23 protein-coding genes, 1 tRNA gene and 3 pseudogenes are annotated in these 23,412 nt (G+C 71.1%); 17 read left to right on the top strand and 10 right to left on the bottom strand.

Annotated features, from left to right (window positions below):
- The 4 genes and pseudogenes from VNL12_RS04550 to VNL12_RS21175 form a co-directional block, all read left to right on the top strand.
- A pseudogene (locus tag VNL12_RS04550) lies at window positions 1-302 on the top strand (hypothetical protein); the annotation flags it as partial.
- Window positions 303-670: 368 nt separating this feature from the next.
- A complete protein-coding gene (locus VNL12_RS04545) occupies window positions 671-2,239 on the top strand; it encodes a D-alanyl-D-alanine carboxypeptidase family protein (RefSeq protein ID WP_325591926.1) in 1,569 nt (522 codons plus the stop codon).
- A 185-nt stretch (window positions 2,240-2,424) separates the two neighbouring features.
- Window positions 2,425-2,496 (top strand) — tRNA-Lys (locus VNL12_RS04540).
- A gap of 241 nt (window positions 2,497-2,737) precedes the next feature.
- A pseudogene (locus VNL12_RS21175) lies at window positions 2,738-2,959 on the top strand (HNH endonuclease); the annotation flags it as partial.
- Window positions 2,960-3,291: 332 nt separating this feature from the next.
- Here the strand turns inward: VNL12_RS21175 and VNL12_RS20810 are convergent.
- Window positions 3,292-4,212 (bottom strand): MFS transporter, encoded by a 921-nt coding sequence (locus VNL12_RS20810; protein ID WP_349257799.1) that lies wholly within the window; start codon window positions 4,210-4,212, stop codon window positions 3,292-3,294.
- 23 nt (window positions 4,213-4,235) lie between these two features.
- On the opposite strand from VNL12_RS20810, the gene VNL12_RS04530 reads away from it, so the two are divergent.
- The 10 genes from VNL12_RS04530 to VNL12_RS04490 all read left to right on the top strand — a co-directional run bounded on the left by VNL12_RS04530 (window position 4,236) and on the right by VNL12_RS04490 (window position 11,807).
- Window positions 4,236-5,677 (top strand): IS3 family transposase gene (locus tag VNL12_RS04530; protein ID WP_325591922.1). Its coding sequence is split into 2 segments (ribosomal slippage): window positions 4,236-4,599 and window positions 4,599-5,677, totalling 1,443 coding nucleotides; the frame shifts between segments, so codons are not numbered across the junction.
- A 21-nt stretch (window positions 5,678-5,698) separates the two neighbouring features.
- Window positions 5,699-6,067 (top strand): MerR family DNA-binding protein, encoded by a 369-nt coding sequence (locus VNL12_RS04525; RefSeq protein WP_325591920.1) that lies wholly within the window; start codon window positions 5,699-5,701, stop codon window positions 6,065-6,067.
- Between the two features lie 128 nt (window positions 6,068-6,195).
- Window positions 6,196-6,501: a metal-sensitive transcriptional regulator gene (locus VNL12_RS04520; protein ID WP_325591918.1), complete on the top strand. Its 306-nt coding sequence runs from the start codon at window positions 6,196-6,198 to the stop codon at window positions 6,499-6,501.
- Complete coding sequence (locus VNL12_RS04515) at window positions 6,501-8,699, top strand: heavy metal translocating P-type ATPase (protein WP_325591916.1); 2,199 nt, start codon at window positions 6,501-6,503, stop codon at window positions 8,697-8,699. The genes VNL12_RS04520 and VNL12_RS04515 overlap by 1 nt, the downstream gene beginning before the upstream one ends.
- Entirely contained in the window at window positions 8,700-8,888 is a 189-nt protein-coding gene (locus VNL12_RS04510) for a hypothetical protein (RefSeq protein WP_325591914.1), read from the top strand.
- Window positions 8,885-9,478: a hypothetical protein gene (locus VNL12_RS04505; protein ID WP_325591912.1), complete on the top strand. Its 594-nt coding sequence runs from the start codon at window positions 8,885-8,887 to the stop codon at window positions 9,476-9,478. The genes VNL12_RS04510 and VNL12_RS04505 overlap by 4 nt, the downstream gene beginning before the upstream one ends.
- Before the next feature lie 126 nt (window positions 9,479-9,604).
- The gene (gene lgt / locus VNL12_RS04500) at window positions 9,605-10,420 is read left to right on the top strand and encodes a prolipoprotein diacylglyceryl transferase (protein WP_325591910.1); all 816 of its coding nucleotides are present in this window, start codon (window positions 9,605-9,607) and stop codon (window positions 10,418-10,420) included.
- 68 nt (window positions 10,421-10,488) lie between these two features.
- Complete coding sequence (locus VNL12_RS04495; protein ID WP_325591908.1) at window positions 10,489-11,280, top strand: alpha/beta hydrolase; 792 nt, start codon at window positions 10,489-10,491, stop codon at window positions 11,278-11,280.
- A 79-nt stretch (window positions 11,281-11,359) separates the two neighbouring features.
- A complete protein-coding gene (locus VNL12_RS21170; protein WP_414654848.1) occupies window positions 11,360-11,524 on the top strand; it encodes a DUF1059 domain-containing protein in 165 nt (54 codons plus the stop codon).
- Between the two features lie 91 nt (window positions 11,525-11,615).
- Window positions 11,616-11,807 (top strand): IS3 family transposase, encoded by a 192-nt coding sequence (locus tag VNL12_RS04490; protein ID WP_325591906.1) that lies wholly within the window; start codon window positions 11,616-11,618, stop codon window positions 11,805-11,807.
- Window positions 11,808-11,904: 97 nt separating this feature from the next.
- On the opposite strand, the gene VNL12_RS04485 is transcribed toward VNL12_RS04490, so the two are convergent.
- The 3 genes from VNL12_RS04485 to VNL12_RS21165 form a co-directional block, all read right to left on the bottom strand.
- Window positions 11,905-12,258 (bottom strand): hypothetical protein, encoded by a 354-nt coding sequence (locus VNL12_RS04485; RefSeq protein WP_325591904.1) that lies wholly within the window; start codon window positions 12,256-12,258, stop codon window positions 11,905-11,907.
- Between the two features lie 280 nt (window positions 12,259-12,538).
- The gene (locus VNL12_RS04480) at window positions 12,539-13,039 is read right to left on the bottom strand and encodes a hypothetical protein (protein WP_325591902.1); all 501 of its coding nucleotides are present in this window, start codon (window positions 13,037-13,039) and stop codon (window positions 12,539-12,541) included.
- A 21-nt stretch (window positions 13,040-13,060) separates the two neighbouring features.
- A complete protein-coding gene (locus VNL12_RS21165; protein ID WP_414654847.1) occupies window positions 13,061-13,957 on the bottom strand; it encodes an IS4 family transposase in 897 nt (298 codons plus the stop codon).
- A gap of 179 nt (window positions 13,958-14,136) precedes the next feature.
- Between VNL12_RS21165 and VNL12_RS04470 the strand changes: the two genes are divergently transcribed.
- Window positions 14,137-14,985: a maleylpyruvate isomerase N-terminal domain-containing protein gene (locus tag VNL12_RS04470; RefSeq protein WP_325591900.1), complete on the top strand. Its 849-nt coding sequence runs from the start codon at window positions 14,137-14,139 to the stop codon at window positions 14,983-14,985.
- 611 nt (window positions 14,986-15,596) lie between these two features.
- The gene (locus tag VNL12_RS04465; RefSeq protein WP_325591899.1) at window positions 15,597-16,217 is read left to right on the top strand and encodes a ferritin-like domain-containing protein; all 621 of its coding nucleotides are present in this window, start codon (window positions 15,597-15,599) and stop codon (window positions 16,215-16,217) included.
- A 98-nt stretch (window positions 16,218-16,315) separates the two neighbouring features.
- Here VNL12_RS04465 and VNL12_RS04460 read toward each other — a convergent pair whose 3' ends face one another.
- The 5 genes from VNL12_RS04460 to VNL12_RS04440 all read right to left on the bottom strand — a co-directional run bounded on the left by VNL12_RS04460 (window position 16,316) and on the right by VNL12_RS04440 (window position 20,438).
- Window positions 16,316-17,497, bottom strand: a complete 1,182-nt coding sequence (locus VNL12_RS04460) for a glycosyltransferase (RefSeq protein ID WP_325591897.1) — start codon at window positions 17,495-17,497, stop codon at window positions 16,316-16,318.
- Window positions 17,485-18,807, bottom strand: a complete 1,323-nt coding sequence (locus VNL12_RS04455) for an erythromycin esterase family protein (protein WP_325591896.1) — start codon at window positions 18,805-18,807, stop codon at window positions 17,485-17,487. Before VNL12_RS04455 ends, VNL12_RS04460 begins: the two co-directional genes overlap by 13 nt.
- Window positions 18,804-19,481, bottom strand: a complete 678-nt coding sequence (locus VNL12_RS04450) for a dienelactone hydrolase family protein (protein WP_325591894.1) — start codon at window positions 19,479-19,481, stop codon at window positions 18,804-18,806. Before VNL12_RS04450 ends, VNL12_RS04455 begins: the two co-directional genes overlap by 4 nt.
- Window positions 19,478-20,083: a phosphoribosyltransferase gene (locus tag VNL12_RS04445; RefSeq protein ID WP_325591928.1), complete on the bottom strand. Its 606-nt coding sequence runs from the start codon at window positions 20,081-20,083 to the stop codon at window positions 19,478-19,480. The genes VNL12_RS04450 and VNL12_RS04445 overlap by 4 nt, the downstream gene beginning before the upstream one ends.
- 127 nt (window positions 20,084-20,210) lie before the next feature.
- Window positions 20,211-20,438, bottom strand: coding sequence for a hypothetical protein (locus VNL12_RS04440; protein ID WP_325591892.1), 228 nt, complete (start codon window positions 20,436-20,438; stop codon window positions 20,211-20,213).
- Window positions 20,439-20,645: 207 nt separating this feature from the next.
- On the opposite strand from VNL12_RS04440, the gene VNL12_RS04435 reads away from it, so the two are divergent.
- Window positions 20,646-22,766, top strand: coding sequence for a prolyl oligopeptidase family serine peptidase (locus VNL12_RS04435; protein ID WP_325591890.1), 2,121 nt, complete (start codon window positions 20,646-20,648; stop codon window positions 22,764-22,766).
- Window positions 22,767-22,860: 94 nt separating this feature from the next.
- Here the strand turns inward: VNL12_RS04435 and VNL12_RS04430 are convergent.
- A pseudogene (locus tag VNL12_RS04430) lies at window positions 22,861-23,412 on the bottom strand (hypothetical protein); the annotation flags it as partial.

The raw sequence follows: 23,412 nt of genomic DNA, 5'->3' as shown, positions 1-23,412 counted from the left end.
GCGGCTTGATCGACACCGCCGTCGACGTCGAGCGGGCCGCCGGTCGCACCGTCGTGCTCTCGACCCACGACCTCGCCGATGCCCGGCGGGCCGACGTGGTGCTGCTGCTCGCGACCCGGGTCGTTGCCGTCGGCCGCCCGGAAGAGGTGCTGACCGACGAACCCCTGCGCGAGGCCTACGGCGGGCGGCTCGTGCCACTGGGCGACGGCCTCGTCCTGATCGACGACCCGCACCACGACCACGGCCCCGGCCACCACGACCAGGCCCACGACCACCACGCCGGGCCCGTCGGCCCGAGGTGACGAGGAGACCCCGGAGGTGGCGAGCAACCAAGGTGCCGGAGATCCCCGCCAACGCGCGCGAGCCCATCCGGCGTCTCTGGACGATTCGCCGCGACGCCGCCGTCGACCGCGCCCTCGAGCGGCGCAATGCCGTTACCCTCACGGCGCAAACCGCGCGACCCTCGACGCTCAACGTCTCCTCTCGGTCGACCGACAGGGATCGGACGCTGGCTCGGCGAACCACGGGTCGTCCCGCACCATGCGCGTCCGCCGCCACCTCGCGTGGCAGCCTGGTTGGAAGGTCAGGCGTCATGTTTGTTACGGTCCCGTGACCGTTCGTCCGAATCGTCTCCTCCAGCCACCGCCCTGACAATCGGAGTCTCCTCCTCGTGCGCCTGCGCCGCCTCACGCTCACGCTGTCGATCCTGACCGCCTTCCTGGTGGTCCTCGTGGGTCCCAACGCCGCCAACGCCGCCACTGAGGCGGAGGAGGAGCGCGAGCGCGTCCGGCGCGAGAAGAGCGATGCCGCGGTCAACGTCGACGCCCTCGAAGGTGACGCGGCCGATGTCGAGGCGGCGCTGCGAGACCTGAACGAGCAGGTCCGGGGCGAAGAGGCCGCCCTCGCCTCCGCCGAGCGTGAGGTCACCGACGCCGAGGAGGCCCAGCGCCGGGCCGAGGCCGGCATCGAGACCGCCCAGGGCCGCCTACGGGTGCTCGAGGACCAGCTGCGCGACCAGATGGTCGAGACCTACACCAACCCCGACGGCACCTCGCTCACCGGTGTCCTCGACGCCGCCTCGGCCACCGACATGGTGAAGCGCCGGGCGATCCTCCAGGGCCAGAACGCTGAGGACGACGACCTCACCGACCAGGTGCGAGCGGCCGAGGCCGAGCTGCGGGCCCAGCGCCGGGCGGCCGCGGCCGCCGGCGAACGGGCCGAGCGCAAGCGCGTCGAGGTCTCGACCCGCCTCGACAACGTCGAGGAAGCCCGCGACGACCAAGAGAGCTTCGCCGACGACGTCCAGAAGCGCATCGACAACGAGGTGGCCCGGGCCATCGACCTCGGTCAGCGCGACCGCGAGCTGTCGGTCCAGATCGTCGAGGAGCAGGCCAAGCTCCAGGCCCAGCTCGCCCTCATCGAGTACCGCAAGCAGCAGCAAGAGGAAGCAGCGGAGCGCAGAGCGACCGAAGCCGCCGCCGCTGCGGAGGCAGCCGAGGCAGCCGACGCAGCCGAAGCCGCCGCCGCTGCGGAGGCAGCCGAAGCCGCCGCCGACGCGGAGGCAGCCGACGCCGCCGACGCGGCCGAGGCCGAGACCGAAGCCGACGCAGCCGAGGCCGAGACCGAGACCGAAGCCGACGCAGCCGAGGCCGAGACCGAAGCCGCCCGGCGGCCCCCTCCCCCTCGGCCTCCTCCGCCGCCGCCGCCCCCTCCTCCTCCCCCTCCTCCTCCCCCACCCCCGCCGCCTCCCCCACCCCCGCCACCCGAGCCCAGCGGTCCGACCTACACCGACGGCGGCCGCGAGGCGGCTCCGGTCGCCCCCGCGGGCGGGGTGGTCCGCAGCGGCGGGGGCAGCGGCGGCATCAGCCTCTGCAGCGCCGCGGGCATCACGGTGAACTGCCAGATCGCCCAGCAGGTCTCCTCCATGGTTAACGCCGCGGCGAGCGACGGCGTGTCGCTCTCCGGCGGCGGCTACCGAGATCCCTCCCGCCAGATCGGGCTCCGCGAGCAGAACTGCGGCTCGAGCTACTACGCCATCTACGAGATGTCCTCCTCGCAGTGCAGTCCTCCGACCGCCCGCCCCGGCTCGTCGAACCACGAGGTCGGCCTGGCCGTCGATTTTGACAACTGCAGCTCGCGGGGCAGCGCCTGCTACCAGTGGCTGGACAGCAACGCGTCGCGCTTCGGCATGTACAACCTGCCTTCGGAACCGTGGCACTGGAGCATCAACGGCAACTGACTTGCGTTGACCCCACGGCCCGCCCGGTACCTCGAACCGCCTACCGAACTCGACGCTCGCGGCATCTTCGTGTTCGCCGGTCGGGCCGTCTCGGTGGCGGCCACCACCTGACCTCGTCGGACAGGCTGAGGAACGGATTTTCGGTTGGTGGAGCCTCCAAGTCAGCCGACTAGTGTCGCCCGTCTGCGCCTCTAGCTCAACGGCAGAGCAACGGACTCTTAATCCGCAGGTTCTGGGTTCGAATCCCAGGGGGCGCACTACCCGGAAACCCTCCTCCCGCAAGGGCTTCCGATCCTGAAGGACCGCAAGGCGGAGGTTACCCGGGCCCCGATACGCGCCATGTAGGCGCGAGTAACCCTTCGGGTAACCCACCGGGTAACCCCGATCGGGTATCCTTCTTGGCGCGGTCGACGGCGCCGCATCGCTCTTGTCGTCCATCAGTCCCGCTTCTCACGGCCAGCTGGTCCAGAGGCGGATGGACGATGGAGGCAGAGGCTCATGCGAGACCTCGGGGAGAGGTTCGAGCGCAACGTCGACCGCAGCGGCGAACACCACATCTGGACGGGGGCGACGGATCCTGATCGCGGCACCGGGCGGATCAAGGTGGCGGGTCGAAGCACAGCTGCCCACCGGGTGGCCTGGGAGGTCCAGCATGGCCCCATCCCCGCCGGTGCGCGGGTGTCCCCGTGTCCTGCCGACCCGGCGTGCGTCCGTGTCGATCACCTCCGCTGCGACGGAGTGCCGCGAGCAAGTCGCAAGCGGTCACCCAAGGGCACTGGCTCGATGCGGGAGGTCAAGCCGGGGATCTGGAAGCTCACGGCCACAGCCGCGACGAACGGCGATCGCAAGACCCGTCGTGTCCACAAGACGGTTCGGGCCCGCACGCGACGCGAGGCTGCCGAGGCGCTCGCGGCCTTCGTAAGCGATCTGCGCTCGGCGGCGCCCGTGGCCGAGCCGAAGGTCTACGCCATGACCGTCGATGAGGCGATCGAGACGTTCCTCGTCGAGCACCTCCTCACCGAGAAGGGCCGCGAGGAACGCACCGTCGATGACTACCGGAGGCTCCACGCCAAATGGTTCGCCGCCGAGATCGGCCACCGACTCGTCCGCGATGTCGACGAGGCCATGCTTGACGATGCCTTCGGCAAGATGCGCACAGCCGAACTGTTGATGGCGAACGCCGGTCCGGGACCGGCGATGGCGACGAGCGCTGCGGCGACCGGGGCGAGCGCGATCTGGGAGATCACCGCCGCCGACCAGATCGCCGAGTTGGCGCCGACCACCTCGTCGTCGGGCACGAGTGTGGGCAGGACGCTGGCGGCGGCGGGGTTGAAGAAGACGCTGAAGGCCGACAGCGCGAACGCGGCGAGGTAGACGACCGCGAGCTGGTCGTGCGACGCGACCAGCAGGATCGCGACCGCCGCTCGGCCGAGGTCAGCGGCGACCATGACCCGCCGTCTCGAGTAACGGTCGACGACGGCGCCGGCGACGAAGCCGAGGAGCATCACCGGGGCGATCTCGAAGGCGACGGTGCCGGCCACCTTCATTCCGGAACCGGTGAGCCGGTAGACGAGGATCACCAGCGCGACAGAGTTGAACGTGTCCCCCCACCGCGAGATCGTCTGCGCCGCCAACAGCGGGCGGAACCCGGGACGGGCCAGCGCTCGGCGCAGGCCCGACGGCTGGGTGACGGTCAACGACCGTAGGCGGGAACGAGCGGGACGCCGACCTGCCGTATGGGACGCAATGTCACGCTCGCTTTCACCGAGGAGGCGTTCGCCGTGTCGCCGGTTGCAACCAACCAGAACGACGGTAGAACCTTGTCCTTGGGGCAAGGTCAAGGGAGGTTCCGTGGACGAGAGACGGATGACGATCGGTGAGGCCGCCGACCGAGCAGGCGTGACCGCCAAGGCGATTCCCTGTCTGTCAGGGTGGGGTGAGACACCTGGTGTAGCGGATCTTCTGTCCCCCACAGGGTGAGAACGGACCTTCCTTGATGACCTTGACGACTGCAGATCTGGTCGACCGCGCCCACACTGGCGGGGTGGATGAGATCGACGGACCGACCCGACCGAAGCGCCGGACCTTCACCGCCGCGGAGAAGCTTGCCCATCTCGAAGCGTGCGAGGCGTTGCCCAAGGGCAGCGAGGAGCGCGGGGCGTACCTGCGCCGTGAGGGCCTGTACTCCTCGCATCTCTCGGAGTGGCGCAAGCAACGCGACCGGGGCGTGCTGGAGGGCTTGGCCCCGAAGGCCCGTCGGGCGAAGCGCACCGCGGAGCAAGTCGAGCTCGACGGTGCCCGCCGGCGGATCGCTCGCCTCGAAGGAGAGCTCGAACGCACCCGGCTGGCGTTGGAGATCACGGGAAAAGCACACGCGCTCTTGGAGATGCTCTCGGAGAGCGCGGACACCGACCCGAGGTCGAAGCGGTGATCGACGACCACTTCGACGATCTGGCCAAGGCCACGTGCACCCGCCGGGCCGCTGCACTGCTCGGCCGCTCACGTGCCAGCCACTACCGGCGCCTCCAGCCCCCGAGGCTCGGACCGCCGCCCCCGCGCCCGGCACCGATCAACGCCCTGACCGAAGCCGAACGCCAGCACATCTTGGGCGTGTTGCGCTCGCCGCAGTACTGCGACTTGGCCCCTGCCCAGGTGTGGGCCCGGCTCCTCGATGACGGCATCTACCTGTGCTCGATCGCCACCATGTACCGCCTCCTCGCCGCCGCCGGCGAGAACCGGGAACGGCGCCGCCAACGCACCCATCCGGCCAAGAAGCGACCCGAGCTGATGGCGACGGCCCCGAACCAGGTGTGGTCCTGGGACATCACCAAGCTCCGCGGCCCGACCCGCGGCGTCTACTACGAGCTGTTCGTGATCATCGACATCTACTCCCGCTACGTCATTGCCTGGACCGTCGCCCCCGCCGAGACCGGCGAGCTGGCCAAGGACTTCATCGACGACGCGATCGCCTCCCAGGGCATCGCACGCGACCAGCTCACCTTGCACGCCGATCGAGGCACGTCGATGACCTCCAAGCCCGTCGCCCAGCTCCTCGTCGACCTCGGCGTCGCCCGCAGCCACTCCCGACCTCACGTCTCGAACGACAACCCCTACAGCGAAGCCGGGTTCAAGACCCTCAAGTACTGCCCCGCCTTCCCCGGGGCCTTCGGCTCGATCCAAGACGCCCGGGCCTTCTGCGAGACGTTCTTCGCCTACTACAACCACGGACACCGCCACTCCGGCATCGGGCTCCACACCCCCGCCTCGGTCCACTACGGCACCGCCCCCCAGATCCGAGCCGAACGAGCCGCCACCCTCGACGCCGCCTACGCCGCCAACCCCGACCGCTTCCGCCGCCGCCCACCCACCCCACCCAAGCTCCCCACAGCTGCCTGGATCAACGACCCCTCCCGAGAAGCGCTCATACAGAGCAACTAGCCCGCTCGTGTCTCAAACCCCTTGACAGGTTCCGATTCGCCTCTACGAAGCAAGGGGCTCATCGAGCCGGTCTCACGAACAGCGGCCGGCTATCGCACCTACAACCCTGACGATGTCGCCGTGCTGCGGTTCATTCGCCAGGCCAAGGCCGTCGGCCTCAAGCTGGACGAGGTCGGACGGATCATCGACCTGCAGCGCAGCGGCCAGCAGCCCTGCTCGACGGTAATCGACCTGCTCGACCTGCGGTTGGCCGACATCGACGCCAAGCTCACCGACCTACGACGGCTGCGGCGTACGCTGAGCGACGCGCGCAGCCGCGCCGACGCCGCCGCTCGGTCCGGCGCCGACGCCGTCATCGGCCAAGTCATCGAATCCACAGCATCGGCGTAGGCGACGCGACCCGGCCGACCGCAGCGGGACCCTCCCCGAACGCGGAGAGCCCATCGCCTCGGGAGCGGCGCCCGTGGACTCGTCTGACCGCCCGTGGACCCCCACCCCGGGTGGGGTAGGCTAACGGTGTGAAGGATCACCACCAGCGCAACGTGCTCAACCGCCTCAAGACCGCCCGCGGGCACATGGATGCCGTGATCCGAATGGTGGAGGATGACGCCTGCTGCCCGGACGTGATGAAGCAGCTCGCCGCGGTGCAGGGCTCGGTGGAACGGGCGAGTCGCATCGTCCTGCAGAACCACCTCGAGACGTGCGTCGCCGCGGCGATGGTGGCGGGACGCACCGATGAGATCGTCGCCGAGCTGATGGACGCGCTCCGCTTCGACCGCACGGTCACCGCGCCCGGGCCCGAGCTCGCCGTCGAGGCCACCTGATGGCGGCGACCGTCCACCCCGACGAGAGTCGCCTCGCCGAGGCCGAGTTCGTCCTGTCGGGCATGACCTGCGGCTCGTGCGCGACTCGGGTCCAGCGGACCCTGAACCGTCAGGACGGTGTCGCCGACGCGACGGTGAACCTCGCGACCGAGAAGGCGCTGGTCCGATTCGATCCCGACACCGTCGGTCCCGAGGGCCTCATCCATGCGATCGGCAAGATCGGCTACGGGCTGGCGCCGGTCACCGCGGACGGCGACATCGACGCCGCCGAGGGCGACGCCGCGCTCCAGCGCATGTGGTTGCGCCGGGTGCTCGTCGCGTGGCCGCTCGGCATTGCCGTGCTGGTGCTCTCGCTCTGGTTCATGGACGACCCGTGGGCGCGATGGGGCGCCCTCGCCCTCACCGTGCCCGTGCAGTTCTGGGCCGGCTGGCCGTTTCTCCACCAGGCGTGGATGCGGGCCAAGGTCGGCCAAGCCAACATGGACACGCTCATCTCGATGGGCACCCTGGCGGCGTTCACGTTCTCGACCTACCAGGTCGTGTTCGGCCCGGTGCCCGCCGAGCACTACTTCGACACAGCCGCGCTGATCATCGCCTTCCTGCTGCTCGGCCGGTACTTCGAGGCGCGCGCCAAGGGCCAGGCGTCGCAGGCGCTGCGCGCCCTGCTCGAGCTCGGCGCCAAGGAGGCGCGCGTCGTCGATGACGACGGTGGTGAGCGCATGGTGCCGGTCGAGGCGCTGCGTCCGGGCGACGTGCTCCGGGTGCCGCCGGGCGAGAAGATCCCGGTCGACGGCGAGGTGATCGACGGCGCGTCCGCGGTCGACGAGTCGATGCTGACGGGCGAGTCGGTCCCGGTCGACAAGCAGGTGGGCGACACGGTCGCCGGCGCGACGATCAACGCCAACGGCGTGCTCACCATCCGCGCCACCCGCGTCGGTTCCGACACCGCGCTGGCGCAGATCGTGCGCCTGGTCGAGGAAGCGCAAGGGTTTCGTGCGCCGGTGCAGCGTCTCGCCGATCGGATCTCGGCCGTGTTCGTCCCCGCCGTGCTCGTGATCGCGCTGGTGACGCTGGCGGGATGGTGGATAGTCGGCGGCGACGCCACCAAGGGCCTGGTCGCGGCGGTCGCAGTGCTCATCATCGCCTGCCCGTGCGCGCTGGGCCTCGCGACGCCGACGGCGATCATGGTCGGCACCGGCCGCGGCGCAGCCATGGGCACCCTCATCAAGGGCGGCGAGGTGCTCGAGCGGTCCAAGCGCATCGACACCGTGATCTTCGACAAGACCGGCACGCTCACCCGAGGCGAGATGGCGCTCACCGACGTCGTCACCGCCGACGGCGACGAACTCGAGGTGCTCACTCGCGCCGCGTCGGTCGAGCACGGTTCCGAGCACCCCGTCGGGCAAGCGGTCGTCGACGGCGCCCGGGCGCGAGGGTCCGAGGTGGCCGCCGGCCGTGCGTTCCTGTCGATCGTCGGGCGAGGCGTGCAGGCGACCGTCGATGGCGTGCTCGTCCACGTCGGACGGCGCACGCTGATGGGCGACAACGGTCTCATGAGCTGTACCGAGCTCGACGCCGCCGCCGATCGGCTCGAGGGCGAGGGCAAGACGGCGATCTTTGTCGGGTGGGACGGTCGCGTCCGCGGCGTGCTCGCGGTCGCCGATACCGTCCGCGACGACGCCCCCGCCGCGGTCGCCGACCTGCAGTCGATGGGGATCGACGTCGTGATGATCACCGGCGACAACCGGCGCACCGCGGCATCGATCGCCGAGCAGGTCGGCATCAGCACCGTGCTCGCCGAGGTGCTCCCGGGCGACAAGGCCGACGAGGTCCGCCGCCTCCAGGGCGACGGCCGCGTCGTGGCCATGGTCGGTGACGGCGTCAACGACGCGCCCGCGCTCGTGCAGGCCGACCTCGGCATCGCCATCGGCACCGGCACCGACGTCGCCATCGAGTCGTCCGACATCACGTTGCTCTCCGGCGACCTGCACGGCGTGGCGACCGCCATCCGGCTGTCGCGCCGCACGTTCCGCACCATCGTCCAGAACCTCGCGTGGGCGTTCGGCTACAACATCGTGCTCATCCCGGTCGCCGCGCTCGGGCTGCTCAACCCGATCCTCGCCGGCGCGGCCATGGGGTTCTCGAGCGTCTCGGTCGTCACCAACAGCCTTCGGCTCTACCGGTTCGGACGGCGTTGAGTGGATCCGGAGACACCCGAACCCGAGCTCGCCGCGTTCGAGCGCCGCATCGAACGACGCCGGCTCCGCACCGTTCGCCGCAAGCGCCGGCTGCTGGCCGCGCAGCGCGGCAAGGAGCGCAAGTACCGCGGCAAGGGCAAGAGCGACGGCAAGGCCAACATGAAGAGCGGCGGCAAGAAGAATCGATGAGCGAGCTCTCCGACATCCCGCGCGTGCTCGAGTACGTCACCGTCAAGCGCAACCTGCCGCTCACGTGGCGGTCGTACGGCCACTGGTGGGTCGAGCTCGACGGCACGGAGAGCTACGGCTGGTGGCCGGCCAAGGCGGCCGGGATCGTCCGGCTCGTGCGCGGCAGCGACGGCGTGCTCAACGGCGGCGCCTCGCGCACCGTCGACCCCAACCACGGGCTTCCCGGCGACCACGAGTTCCACCCCGTGCTGACCCGACACCGGAGCGACGACGAGGTGCGCGCGTCGATCCGATCGTTCGCGCAGTCTTTCGCCGGGGGGTGGCGCTGGTCGACCCGACCGTCGATGAACTGCCGACTGTTCCAGCTCGCGCTGTTCGATGCGATCGGCATCGTCGACGGGACCGGCAACTACCGCACCCGCGGCGGCGGCTGCCCGGCGCTCGCTGCCGGCCGCCGCATCGAGGGCCGGATCACCGGCCGGCGCCGGTGGCCACGCAACCTCCCCCAGCCCGGCGTACGGGTCGCGGATCTCGAGCTGGTCGTCCGACGGGAAGCTCCGCCCGCTTCGGTACGATCGGCGACGGCATGACCTGGACCTTGTGCTGCCGGCCGGCGCGTCGCTCGTCGAGCTCGCGCCTGACGGTGAGACGCTCTATACCGGTATCCATCGTGAGCCAAACGTGGAGGTGCACGTCAGCACCGACGGAGGTGTCACGTGGTCGCGGCCCTGATCCTCGCGTCCTTCCCGAGGCCGTCGTCCAACGCCATCCACCTCGGACCCTTCCAGGTGCGCGCGTACGGCCTCGCCATCGCGATCGGCGTCGTCGTCGCCGTGTGGTTCGCACAGCGCCGATGGGCAGCGCGAGGCGGCGACCCCGGTGACATCAGCGCACACGCGGTGTGGGCCGTGCCGGCCGGTCTGCTCGGCGCCCGCCTGTACCACGTCATCACGGACTGGCAGCGCTTCCAGGGGCGTTGGACCCACGTGCTCTTCATCTGGGAAGGCGGCCTCGGCATACCCGGGGGTCTCATCGCCGGCGTCGCCGCCGGCGCGTGGGCAGCCCGACGCCGAGGACTCACCGTCGGCCCGCTGCTCGACGTGGTGGCACCCGCCATCCCGATCGCACAGGCGATCGGCCGCCTCGGCAACTGGTTCAACCAGGAGCTCTTCGGCCGGCCAACGGACCTGCCCTGGGCGCTGCGGATCGACGCCGAACACCGGCCCGACCGCTACGCCGACATGGCCACGTTCCACCCGACCTTCCTGTACGAGGCGCTCTGGAACGTCGCCCTCGCCATGCTGCTCGTGTGGCTCGGCAACCGCGCTCGCCTGCGGACGGGCACGCTGTTCGCGCTGTACGTCGCTGGCTACGCCCTCGGGCGGCTCTGGGTCGAGTCGCTACGATCCGATCCGGCATCGCTGGTCCTCGGCGTGCGCGTGAACATCCTCGTCAGCGGTATCGCGTTCGCCATCGCCGCGGCCATCACCGTCGTCCGCGAACGATCGGCGCGGCCCGTCGTGATGACGTGACCGGTGCCCGCGCTCGCCGGTCTGCTCACCGCTGGCGCCCGGGCGGTGGCCGCGAGCACGACGGCGCCTTGTTCGCGCGCGTCCGCGGGAGCGGCCCACCGATCGTCCTGCTCCACGGGTTGACCGGCTCGAACCGGTACTGGGGCGCCGCGTACGACCGGCTCGCGACAGATCACACGCTCATCGTCCCGGACCTCCTCGGGTTCGGACGATCGCCAAAACCCGACACCGGCTACGGCCTCGACGACCACATCGATGCGATCGACGCCCTGCTGGCCGAGCTCAACCTCGGGTCGCCGATCCATCTCGGGGCGCACTCGATCGGAACCGTCATCGCGCTCCGCTACGCCCACCGTCACCCCGGCGACGTGCGCGGGGTCGTCGGCTTCGGGCCGCCACTGTTCCCCGCTGCCGCCGCAGCACGCGCCCACCTCGGCGCGATGGGCCCGATGGCGACGCTGTTCACGCTTCCGGGGCCGGTCACCGAGCGAGCGTGCCGGTGGGTGTGCGACCACCGCGCCCTGTCGGCTCGGGTCGCGCGATGGACCCATCCCTCGCTTCCGCGAGTCGTAGCCGAGGACAGCGTGCAACACACCTGGCCGTCGTACAGCCAGACGCTCACCGACGTCCTGCTCACCGAACACGGTCCCTGGCTGGACCAGGTGCGCACGCCGATCCATCTCGTCGCGGGCACACACGATCGCGTCGTCGAACTGGACCACCTCCGTACGCTCGCCCGTCGATCGAACATCGAGCTCGAGCTCTGGCCGGGCGACCACCACCTCCCGCTGCGGGAAGCCGAGCACTTCGCGGCGCTCATCGAGGACCGAATACGGCGGCCCGACGCCACAGAAGCGTGACGTAGCACCCGCCAGCGATCTGACGGGTCCTTCGGTTCACCCCTCGACGCAGTGCGTGACCGCGCGGCAGCCTGACGGCATGACCTTCGCGCAGGCCTGCCCGCGGTGCGGGGAGGAGTTCGCCGGCGACGATCGCGACTCCGTCGCGGATCAGGTCGTCGCGCACGCTACCGACGACCACGGGCATGCGCTCGATCGTGACATCGTCCTCGCTCACCTCGACGGACGACATCCTCATGACTGACTCGTGTCACTGGAGCGCGCCGCGTCGCGACCAACGCATCAGAGGCTGATGCCGTGGTCGAGCGTTCGCTTGGCGACCTTCGAACGCCGCCATGGAGACCTTCTGGGCCACCCTCAAGCGCGAGGTCCGCTACATCTGGGGCCCGTGGGAGACCATCACCCGCTCCGAGCTGCGCACGATCCTGTTCGACTACATCGAGGTCTTCTACAACCGCCAACGACACCAACGCCGCCTCGACGACCGCACCCTCGCCGAGGCCTACGCTGCCAGCCCGGCAGCCTGATCTACCGAAGCCCCGTGTCCATCAGAGCGGGGCAACTCCAGGTGAGGGCGATCGAGGCGATGTCAGGTCGAACCGTCGCGGTCAGAAGTCGACCCGATCAGTAGGTGAGGATCCGGTAGTCCTCGGCGAGGAGTGAGCGGATGCTGGGGTGGCGCTTGTACTCGTCGAGCAGCTGAACACTGGCGCCTTTGACGTCCTCGGTGACATCAAAGGCTTCGGCGCAGTAGCTGCACGCGCCTTGGACGGAGTCGCGAACAGACGCCCAGAGGCCGTGGGCGTCGTGGTCCTCGCGGTCCAGCTCGCCGGGCCAGACGGTGCCGCCGCCGTCGAAGATGAGCCGCACGTCGTCACCCGCCTCGGCCAGCTCCTTGACCGCGACCATGGCGTTGACCACGCGTCCGAGCCCTTCATGGGTCTCGTTGTCGGCAAGCACGATGACGGCGACCTTCATGGGATCCTCCACAGGGGGGCATCGACCCGACCGGTCGGGCGGGCATCAGGAGTGTCAACCCACCGAGGTCGACCGATCATTCCGCAGCGGAGTCACCGTCGAGGACGGCAGCGGCTCGGCGTGGGAGGCTCGCCCGATGGCCGCCTCCGTGCACAAGCCCGCCTTTCGCCTGCAGGAGGGGGGCGGGGCGGGGGCGTCCACCCCTCCAACCTGGTCCACGAGCGAGCCGGGCGCCGGGTCGCGAGGTGGGTGGAGGGCCGACGCCGACGGGCGCTGGTGGTCAGTGGCCGGATGGCCCGGCATCGGCGCCTGCGCAGCGAGCGGCGCCTCGATCGGCATCGGCCCCCTCCCGCCCGGTCACGGTGAGGCAGAGGCCTGTGGCTGCCAGCACCGCCGCGCTGGTGGCCCGGGATCCCAACCGGATGAGCAACCCGTCAGTACCGTAGGTCGCCAGCAGGATGCCGGCGAGGGCCACGATCGCCCAGCCGACCGCTCGTCGGGTGGCCATCGGGGCATCGCCCAGGGACCAGAGCCCCACCCCCACCGCCACGAAGACAAGGCCGAGACCGATCGAGCCGGGGAAGACGTTGCGCCCGAAGTCGCCCGGGTAGTCGTTGCGCTGCTCGAAAAGGGTGAAGGAGCCGTCACCGGTGATCCCTCCGCTCAGGTGGGCCAGCACCACGACCACGCCGTACCCGACGGTCACGCCCGCCATGACCCGCGCCGTCGTGGGTCGGAGGACCGGCGCCGAGATGAGGATCGCGAGGTGCAGGGCGATCATCAGACCTAGACCCAATACCGTTCAATTAGAGATCTGGATGGCTTGGTGGGGTGGCCGGTCGGGTTGGGGCCACTGGCGGTGGCGTGCTCGTTTGACGTGCCAGCGGGTGTACTTGCGTTTGATGACGCGGGGGGTTGGCTCGGGTCCGGCGGTGCGGGAGGAGCCGGGCGACGAGCTCGCGGATGGCGTGGTGCCAGAGCCGGTTGGTGACGTCTGTGGCCTCAGGGGGGAAAGGCGCCCTGTTGGGCGATGGAGCGGCGCGAGATGCGCAGGGCGGCTACGAAGGACACTCGGTCGGGGTTCGCGGCCGGCGTTGCGGGCGGCGTCGAACATGAGGGTGCGGATGGCGTAGTGGCAGCACAGGTGGCCCCAGATCTCCTGGAGTACCAGTTGGGGTGACTTGGAGCGCAGCACCGCTCGTGGTCCGCGCTGGTGGGTCTTGAGCTCGTCGAACGCGGTCTCGATCTCCCAGCGCTGGGCATACGCGGCAGCGAGTTCGGCGGCGGGGGCCCTGCGGTGGTCGAGGATCGTGGTGATCAGCGGGAACGGACCGGCCGGTTGGCGGCCGTCTTCGATCGTGTAGTCGATCACCCGCACCGTGATCGGGTGCTGGCGTCTGGTGTCGTGCTTCGAGTGGCACACCTCGGCCAGCCACGACCCGTCGGGCAGGTCCTTGACCGAGTCCAACTTCAGGTTTCCCTTGACCCGCCACAGCAGATCGGCCCCGGTTTCCTTGGCCTTCTGCCATGCTTCGAAGCTGTAGAAGCCGCGGTCGGCCAGGCACAACATGTTCTTGCCGAGCCGGCCGAGGAGCTCGCGTGCCAGCGCGTTCTCCGACGCCGTGTACGGGCACCCCGACGCCGAGTGCTCCGCCGTCTCACTCCCAGCCGACCGTTCGCAATCTCCGGCGCCCCTCAATGGTAATCAACATGGACGGTAATCAAGGTTGATCAGAAGCCGGTGGTTGCGCAGCATGCGCACATGACGCCTCCGTGCCTTCGTGCTCATCGGCACCTCGGCCGTCCGCGACGCCACCGTCTCAGTCTGACCGCGTCGACGGGTGGGATGCTTGCGGCACCACGTGGCAGGGTTCGGTCGTGCAGCTGACCCCGCGGTACGACACAGATCCGGTCATCGTCCTCGACGGACCGCCGGGCGCCATCGCCGAGCCCGCCATCCGCCAGCGTCGCCGCCTGCTCGACACCGTGCGTGGCTTCGACTCCGAGCAGTGGGCCAGGCCCAGCCGGTGCGAGGGCTGGTCCAATCGCGACGTGATCGCCCACCTCGACACCACCAACGGCTTCTGGTCCTTCGCCATCGACGCCGGAAGGCGAGGCGAACCCACCCGCTTCCTCGCCACCTTCGACCCGGTGACCTCCCCCGCCCACCTGGTGGCCGACGCGCAGGACCTAAGCGACGACGAAGTATTCGCCCGCTTCGAGTCCTCCACCACCGATCTCATCGACCTCCTCACCGTCCTCGACAGCGAGGCCTGGACCCTGCCCGCCGAGGCCCCACCCAGCCACCTCGCCACCACCGCGCTCGTCCACCACGCCCTCTGGGACTCCTGGGTCCGCGAGCGCGACATCCTCCTGCCCCTCGGAACCACCCCAGGCGTGGAGGCCGACGAGGTCGCCGCCTGCCTCCGTTACGCTGCCGCCCTCGGCCCCGCCTTCGCCGCCAACGACGGCGCCACCACCACCGGCACGCTCGCCGTGGTCACCACCGACCCCGAGGTGGCGTTCGAGGTCACCATCGCCCACCAGGTCCACGTCCGCTCGGTGCGCCCCCACGGGACCGGGCGCGACGGGCCAACCCCCTACCTCGTGCTGACCGGCCCGGCCGTCGACCTCCTCGAGGCCTTCAGCATCCGTGGCCCGTTCCCACCGGTGCGAGACGACCAGGCCCGGATGCTCTCGGGCCTGGCCCGCGCCTTCGACGCCTGATCGACCGGCAGCACGGCCGCTCGCGCCAAAGGTTGCGACGCCGTGGGCCGGTGCTGTTCAGAGCACGCCATCTCGGACGCGCATCAGGTCAGTGTGAGCCTCTCGCCCGATGGGACATGACTAGTTGGTCGTCCTCGATATCGCGCGTCATCCAGTCGCTCGGGACCTCCGCACCTACGGCCGCCCCAACCGCGTATCCGACCGCGTATCACCCTGTTACAGGCCGGCACAGGACCGCACCAGGTGGACGGGCGACCGAACAGAACCGCACGTCAGCGCACTGGTCGGCACAGCCTGGACCGGCGGGAGCGGTCTCTTAATCCGCAGGTTCTGGGTTCGAATCCCAGGGGGCGCACTCACTCGACTGGACCTCCGGCCTCGACGAGCAGCTCCGTTCCCTTCCCCTTGCTCCCGGCACGAAAAGGCTCGCAGCGCCCCACCCGACGGCCCCGATCCGGGCCTCGTTGGTGAGCCCGCTCCAGGCACCCGGGGATTGCGCTGATCGTCCTCGACGTGTAGGCGAAGCCGTGGACGTCGTCGCCCCACCAGCCATGGGTGGGCCGGTCGCACCACGACGATCCGACGATCCTTGACTGCACCCGGGTTGCGCCGTGACGGTGGCAAACACGCGTGGCGCGCCGGGCAAACGAAGGGAGAAGACCTACAAGTTCCCGTCAAGCGCGGTAGAAGCAGCCGATCGCCGCAACGAGCTCTGCCCGGAAGTGGAGCCCGCGACCCGTGGGCCCGAGCCCAGCCCCCCGAGTCGCGTAGCGCTCCCCGCTACCAAGGTCCGGTACGTTGTGGCGATGGGACAGATCACCAGTGAACAGTTCGTCGAGAACCTCAACGAGGACCTTCGTCTGGAGTTCCAGTCGATCGTGCAGTACGTGCAGCACGTGGCGGTGATCACCGGGCCGGAGTACACCAGCACCGTCGACGAGCTGAAGGTGCACCTCACCGAGGAGCTCGCCCATGCGTCCGTGCTCGCCGAGCAGGTGGCGTTCCTCGGGGGCAGCCCGGCGACGACGGTGCCGGAGGTAGCGGCGGTCGCCGATTCCGGCGCGGCACTGCAGGCGGACCTGCGCTTGGAGACCGAACAGCTGGAGCGGTATCGCTGCCGGGTGGCGGAGGCCACGGATCTCGGCCTGCCCGATGTGGCCGAAGCGCTGCGCCCCTTGCTGACCGAGACCCAAGAGCACGTGCGAGATCTGCAGAGCGCCCTCGGCCAGTAGTCGCGCGTGCTGTGGGGCACGGCCTGGACCGTTGCCCTGTTCGCCTTCGCCCTCTGATGGGGCACCCGGGTGTTCCGGAGCGGAACGCCCGATCACCGTCATCGCGCCGGGAGGTCGCGTTCGGTCATCGAGTCGACGTGAGCCGGTGCCGCGAGCACCGTGCGGTAGCAGTCGACCACGCTCGCCACCATGGCCTCCGGGCTGAAGCGGTCACGGAGGCGCATCCGGGCCCGGGCTGAGATCCGCACCGCCCGCTCCGGGTCGGCCAGGAGCCCAGCGATCGCCCCGGCCAGGCCGACCGGGTCCCCCGGGTCCACCAGCAGCGCCTCCTCGCCATGGCGCACCTGCTCGGGGATGCCGCCGACCCGGGTGGCGACCACGGGTGTCCCGGCGGCCATCGCCTCCAGCACCGTGAGCGGCGTCCCTTCGGTCCGGGACGGGACGGCGAGCACATCGAAGGCACCGATGAGAGCGGCGGCGTCGGACCGGAAGCCCAGCAGCACGAACCGGGCAGAGAGCCCGAGCCGGGCGACCTTCGCTTCCAGGGCGCTCCGCAGCGGCCCGTCACCGACCACCACGAACCGGGCGTCGGGGACCTGTCGGGCCAGGATGGCGGCGGCATCGACGAAGGTGGCGACGTCCTTCTCTGGTTGGAGGCGGGCCACCACACCGATCACGGGACCGCTCGCCTCGCGCCACGCCCGCACCGGGGCCAGGGCGGCCTCGGGCAGGGCGTTGTGGATCACGCGGACCTTGGCCGGGTCCAGGTGGTCGACCGCGATGAGGCGGTGCCTGATCTGTTCGGAGACGGCGATGACCAGCGCGGCGTGGTCGAACGCTGCTCGTGCCGCGGTCCGTGCCGGGCCGTGACGCCACCGCGCTTCGCTGTGCTCGGTCACCACCAGCGGTGTTCCCACCCTGGTCGCCGCGATGCTCGCGGCGTGGGTGCTGGCGTGCATGTGGGAGTGGACGACGTCGAACGGCCGCTCGGAGAGGAGCCGTTCCAGGTCTCGGGCGAAGGCCCGGCTCTGGCGGCGCTTGACCGCACTCGGACCGAAGACGTGGACGAGCGCGCCGGTGCTCCGGGCGTCACCGAGCAGGGAGCCGCCGGACGAGCCGGCGACCTCCACCGTGTGCCCGGCTCCGATCAGCAGCCTCGCGAGGTGGAGCAGCGCACGTTCGGCGCCGCCGATGTCGAACGAGTCGGTGACGAACAGGATCCGCTGCGCCCCCGGTGCCCCGCTCGGGCCCCCGGAGTCCGGGAGCGCTAGGTGGTCCATGGGTAGGTCTCCTGTTCGCCGCCGGCCGCCGCCTCCTCGTGGTGCAGCGGATGGAGGGCATCGGTGCGGTCGAAGGAGCAGAAGGCGTCGTAGCGCCGGCCCATGACGGTGGTGACCCAGTTGCCTCGCGCGTCGCCCTCGGGGCGGTAGACGACGCCGATGGCGCGATGACCTCGGGCCGCGGCGAGCCACGGCGTGTCGCGGCGGTCGGGGAACACCATCAGTGAATCGCTCCCCAACGCTTGGTGGAGAAGGTCCTCATGGGTTCCCGGCGGCGGCGAACCGACGGGCAGGCGCTGCATGGGGGCGCCCCACGAGCTTCCGGCGATCACCTCGCCGTGGTGACCGCCGAAGCCGACCAGCACGACACCCTCGGCGTCGTGGCGCTCACGGACGAGCTGGCCGACGTTGACCATGCCGGCGGTGGCCATGTCGGTGGCGCGGGCGTCGCCGACGTGGGTGTTGTGCTCCCACACCACGACCTTGGCGTCCGGGTCGTGGTGGGCGACGAGGCGGTCGAGGGTGTCGGCCATGTGGCAGTCGCGCACGTTCCAGGAGTCGCCGTCGGCCTGCACCATGGCCCGGTAGTAGCGCTCGGCCCCGGCGAGGACCTCGGCGTTCTGGAGGGCGTCGAGCTCCGCCTCGGGGTCGTCGTCAGCCAAGAGGGCGGGAGCCCGGTGCAGGTCGACCAGCAGCTCTACGACCTCCGACTCGCACGAGGCGGGCACCATCCGCGTCGCCCACGCGTAGCGTTGCGGGTCCTCGCGGTAGGGCTCGAAGCACTGCCAGGCCGAGTGGAGCGCGTCGAGCGCCTCGGGACGGTGTTCGACCACGTAGCCGAACAGCACCTGCAGCGACTCCCAGAGCGAGTAGACGTCGAGCCCGTAGAAGCCGACGTCCGCTCCGGTACGGACGTTGTGGTCGCGCAGCCAGTCGACGAAGCCGGCGACCTCTTCGTTGGCCCACATCCACGTCGGCCACCGCTCGAAGCGGCCCAGCACCTCGCGCGCGCTTCGGTCCTGCTCGACGCGCCCCTTCGCCCACCGGTTGATCGCGAAGCAGTCGGGCCAGTCGCCCTCGACGGCCACGAAGGAGAAGCCGCGCTCGGTGATGAGCCGGCGGGTGATCTCGGCCCGCCAGCGGTAGTAGTCCGACGTCCCGTGCGAGGCTTCGCCGAGCAGGACGTACCGGGCGTCGCCGATCCGCTCCAGCAGCGGGTCGAGGTCCATGGGTTCGTGGAGGGGCCGGGCCAGCGCTCTGATCTCGTCGAGCTCGTCGCTCGGCCCGGTGCGGGGTTCGAGCAGGTTCATGGTGTCCTCCCGGGTCGTGAGGGTGCGGTCAGGTGACGCGTGAACCAGTCGCCGGCCATGCGGGCGACGTGGTCGAGGGCGCCGGGCTCCTCGAACAGGTGCGTCGCTCCGGGCACGATCTCGAGGGAACGCTCGGCCCGCATCCGGTCGTGCGCCTGTCGGTTGAGGTCGATGACGGTTGGATCGAGGCCGCCGACGATCAGCAGGGTCGGCGCCTCCACCTCGTCCAGGCTCTCGCCGGCGAGGTCCGGGCGGCCACCTCTGGAGACGACGGCGGCCACATCCACCGAGGGGCGCGCCGCGGCCACCAGCGCCGCCCCCGCCCCGGTGCTGGCACCGAAGAACCCGACCGGCAGCGCGCCGACGTCCGACCGGTCGGTGAGCCACGACACGGTCGAGACCAGCCGCTCGGCCAGGAGGCCGATGTCGAAGCGCAGCTCGCCGGTGCGGCGGTCGCTCCGCTCCTCGTCCTCGGTCAGGAGGTCCATGAGCAAGGTGCCGAGGGCGCGGTCGTGGAGGGCGGCGGCCACGGCACGGTTCCGGGGGCTGTGACGACTGCTCCCGCTGCCGTGGGCGAACACGACGACGCCTCGGGCCGCCCCCGGCACGATCAAGTCGCCGCGGATCGCGTCCCCCGACCCCACCGGCACATCGACCTGGCCCTCGGTCCTCACCACCGGTCCACGACCCGTCCAGCGCGCTCGAGGAGCTCGGTGACCTCGTCGTCGGTGGTCTGGTCGAACACGTCGTACCACTCGCCGACGGCCCGGAAGGCTGACGGGGTCGTCACGCAGACGACATCGTCGGCGATCTGTCGCAACCGCTCGGCCGATTCCGCGGCGCAGGCGGGCACGGCCAGGTGAAGGGCGCGGGGTCCGCCCGCGCGCAGGGCAAGCAGCGCCGCCTCGGCGGTCACTCCCGTCGCCAGGCCGTCGTCGACGAGCACGACGTCACGACCGGCGACATCGGGCAGCGGTCGCGCCCCCCTGTACCGGGTGACACGGCGCTGCAGCTCCACCCGCTCCCGATCAGCCAGCTCCGCGAAGGTCTCATCGGACACGCCCACAGCCCTCAGCAACCGCCGATCGACGACCTCTGTGCCACCTTCGGCGACGGCACCGATGCCCATCTCGGGCTGATGGGGAGCGCCCACCTTGCGCACCACGAACACGTCCAGCGGCGCCCTCAGCGCGGTCGCGACCTCGAAGCCGACCGGGACGCCGCCCCGAGGCAGAGCGAGCACCACGGCGTCGGCAAACGACCGGTCGACCAGCACCGTGGCCAACCGTTGACCAGCCTCTACGCGGTCACGGAACCTCATTGACCGGCCCTCCGATCAGACGACCCGCTCGCCACCCAGCCAGTCCGGGTGGTGGAGCGGCTCTTCGCTGGTTGTCAGCCTCTCAGCTCAGGCGGGAGGCCAACATCTGCTTGCCCTGCTCGGCACCCTTTCGGCTCTCGGTCTGGGCCCGGCGGAAGAAGTCGGCGAGCTCGGAGTCGCCCTCGCGCTCCGCGTCCTTGATGTAGGTCTCCATGCGGAGCGCGTTGCTCAAGCACGACTCCGTGAACCAGATGATGTTGTAGTCCTTGTCCTTCGTGCCGGTGGTCTCGCCGGTCTCGCTGTTGCTCATCGGTCTCCTCCTTCGCGCCCCTCGTGCGAGGAGCTGCGACACGATGACTACCCCTCGCGGGGATGAGGAAACGGGGGCGCGCACGACACCATGAACCCACCGACCGGATCGACCTCGCCGTCCTCATCGATCGAGGTCGATGATGGTTGCGGGGGCGACGGTGACACCGGACCGCTCCCTTCCGACGCGCGCCGGTACCGTCCCCGGATGGCCGACGCCGCCTCGCTCCCGCCCGTGCCCGCCGCCCCGCCCGCCCGGGCCGAGCCGCTCGTCGAGGTGATCCACGGCCACCGCGTGCCCGATCCGCACCGGTGGCTCGAGGACGGCGACGACCCGGCGGTGCAGCGCTGGGACGACGCCCAGAGCGAGCGCGCCCGGACCGTGCTCGACGCCGTCGCCGGCCGAGGCGCGCTCCGTCGCCGCCTGGGCGAGCTGCTCGACGTGCCCGTGGTGCTCGGCGCGGCGGTGGCCGGCGACCACCTCTTCGCCATCGAGCGGGGCGACGGGCGCGACCAGGCCGTGCTCACCGTCGCGTCCGCCCTCGGCGACGCGCCGGGCTCGGGTCGGGTGCTCATCGATCCCGCCGCCCTCCTCGACGATCCGACCGCCGCGCTCGACTGGTACCACCCCTCCCCCGACGGTGCCCTCGTGGCCGTCGGACTCTCCACCGGCGGCGACGAGCTCTCGACCCTGCGCGTGGTCGAGACCGGCACCGGTGCCCTGCTCCCCGACGCGATCCCCCGCACCCGGGCCGCGTCGGTGGCCTGGCGGTCGGACGGCTCGGGCTTCGCCTACACCCGCTACCCGGATCCCGCCACGGTCCCCGAGGGGGAGGCCGGCTACCACCGCATCGTGCTCGACCACGACATCGGCGCGGAGCCGGCCGGTGACGCGCCCGTCTGGGACGCCCTGCCCGACCCCACCGCCTGGCCCGACGTGCGGGTGTCGCGTGACGACCGGTGGTTGCTGGTGCACGTCTCGGTCGGCTGGGACCGCACCGATGTCCACCTCTGCGACCGCACCGACGGCACGTGGCGGACGGTCATCGAGGGCATCGACGCCCTCACCGACCTGCACGTCGTCGGCGACCGCCTGGTGGGCACCACCACCCTCGACGCGCCCACCGGCCGGGTCGTGGCCGCGCCCCTCGCCGACCCTTGGCCCGCCGCCTGGATCGACCTGGTGCCCGCCTCCGACGCGGTGATCGAGGCCATCGTGCCCACCTCCGAGTCGCTGCTCGTGGTCTCCACCCGAGACGCGGTGGCCCACCTCGCTCGCATCCCCCGTCCCGACCGCGCCGCCGCCACCGACGCAGGACTGGACTCGGCCCCGGCCCCGATCGCGCTGCCCTCGGACGGATCGCTGTTCGCCCTCTCCGGCAGCCGCGAGCGTGACGAGGCCTTCGTCGGCTTCACGTCCTTCGCCCAACCGCCCACCCTGCTGCGCTGGTCCGACGGGGACCTCGAGCCGTGGACCGCGAGCGGGCCCGATCGGACCCACGATGGGTCTGCCTTCGCCGTCGAACGCCACCGCTACCCCTCCACCGACGGCACCGAGGTCACCCTCTTCACCCTGCGCCGGGCCGACGTCGACCCTGAGCGGTCCACGCCGACGATCCTGACCGGGTACGGCGGCTTCGGCGTCACCATGAGCCCCGGCTACTCGGCCGAGGCGGTGGCGCACGCCGAGCGGGGTGGGGTCTGGGCCGTGGCCTGCATCCGGGGCGGCTCCGAGTTGGGCGAGGCCTGGCACCGCGCCGGCCAACGAGCCCACAAGCCCCAGGTCTTCGCCGACTTCGAGGCGGCCGCGGACTGGCTCGTGGCCGAGGGTCGCACCGGTGCCGATCACCTCGCCATCCGGGGCGGCAGCAACGGAGGACTGCTCGTCACCGCCGTGCTCACCCGGCGCCCCGACCTCTGCGCCGCGGTCCACGCCGCCGTGCCGCTCTGTGACATGGTGCGCTTCCCGCGCTTTCGCATCGCCCGCCTGTGGGTGCCCGAGTACGGCGACCCCGGTGACCCCGCCGACCTGGCGTGGCTCCTGTCGTACTCGCCGTACCACCGGGTGGTCGACGGCACCCGCTACCCGGCGGTGCTGCTCACCACCGGCGCCGAGGACTCGCGGGTCGATCCGCTCCACGCCCGCAAGATGGCGGCCCGCCTCCAGGGTGCGGCCGACGGCGTCGCCGACCCGGCGCCGGTGTTGCTCCGCGTCGAGCGGGGTGCCGGGCACGGGCAGGGCAAGCCGACCTCCCGTCGGGCCGAGGAGGGCGCCGACGTGCTCGGCTTCCTCCACGCCGTCATCGGTGTGAGCCCGGCGCCGGACTGATCACGAACCGGGCTGATCAGGGCCGGCCCGATCATGAGCGGAGCTGATCCGATGCGGGGCCGATCCGATGCGGGGCTGATCAGCGCCCGGCTGATCAGGTGCCGAAGGGCCAGGCCTCGGGCCGGAACCAGATCCCCGCCGCGGTGAGCGCCACGCAGAAGAGGACCACCACGCCGGCGGCCACCGTCGGCCGGCCCTTCGGCATGAGCCGGATGGTCAGGGCGTCGAGGGCGACGTGGCTGCGGAACCCGGGTCCCCCCCGACCCACCGAGAGGGCCAGGATCCAACCCGCGGCGACGCCGGTGGCCCGCAGCACCCAGGGCGCGGCGGGAGCGAGGGCGTCGAACGCGTCGGTGCCCAACCAGAGGCAGAGCCCGACGGCGAGCACGATGATCGCGCCCAGGGAGCGCACGGCGCCGACGGCGAGGTTGCGCAGCCACCAGGAGACCATCCAGGCCGGGTTGCGGTGCGGCCGCAGCACCCGATCGCCGGCGGTGGCCAGCAGCGGCGCCACGCCGAGCCCGATCAGCAGGGTGACGGTGGCGGGCTGGGCGCTGGCGAGGGCGATGCCGGCCAGCCCGAGGGGCAAGGTCAGCCAGGCTCGCCCGGGCGCGGCGGCGCCCACGGCGAGCGGCAGGCGGGCGGC

The organism is Iamia sp., assembly GCF_035575815.1.
Classification (GTDB): domain Bacteria; phylum Actinomycetota; class Acidimicrobiia; order Acidimicrobiales; family Iamiaceae; genus Iamia.
The sequence above is the reverse complement of the archived record's forward strand: the minus strand, read 5'-3'. Positions and strand labels throughout refer to the sequence as shown.

Excerpts from the sequence above, each read along its gene's own strand:
- VNL12_RS04515 (WP_325591916.1), top strand. The coding sequence starts at position 6,501 with ATGGCGGCGACCGTCCACCCCGACGAGAGTCGCCTCGCCGAGGCCGAG.
- VNL12_RS04505 (WP_325591912.1), top strand. The coding sequence starts at position 8,885 with ATGAGCGAGCTCTCCGACATCCCGCGCGTGCTCGAGTACGTCACCGTC.
- VNL12_RS21170 (WP_414654848.1), top strand. The coding sequence starts at position 11,360 with ATGACCTTCGCGCAGGCCTGCCCGCGGTGCGGGGAGGAGTTCGCCGGC.
- VNL12_RS04490 (WP_325591906.1), top strand. The coding sequence starts at position 11,616 with ATGGAGACCTTCTGGGCCACCCTCAAGCGCGAGGTCCGCTACATCTGG.
- VNL12_RS04485 (WP_325591904.1), bottom strand. The coding sequence starts at position 12,258 with ATGAAGGTCGCCGTCATCGTGCTTGCCGACAACGAGACCCATGAAGGG.
- VNL12_RS04480 (WP_325591902.1), bottom strand. The coding sequence starts at position 13,039 with ATGATCGCCCTGCACCTCGCGATCCTCATCTCGGCGCCGGTCCTCCGA.
- VNL12_RS04460 (WP_325591897.1), bottom strand. The coding sequence starts at position 17,497 with ATGGACCACCTAGCGCTCCCGGACTCCGGGGGCCCGAGCGGGGCACCG.
- VNL12_RS04455 (WP_325591896.1), bottom strand. The coding sequence starts at position 18,807 with ATGAACCTGCTCGAACCCCGCACCGGGCCGAGCGACGAGCTCGACGAG.
- VNL12_RS04440 (WP_325591892.1), bottom strand. The coding sequence starts at position 20,438 with ATGAGCAACAGCGAGACCGGCGAGACCACCGGCACGAAGGACAAGGAC.
- VNL12_RS04435 (WP_325591890.1), top strand. The coding sequence starts at position 20,646 with ATGGCCGACGCCGCCTCGCTCCCGCCCGTGCCCGCCGCCCCGCCCGCC.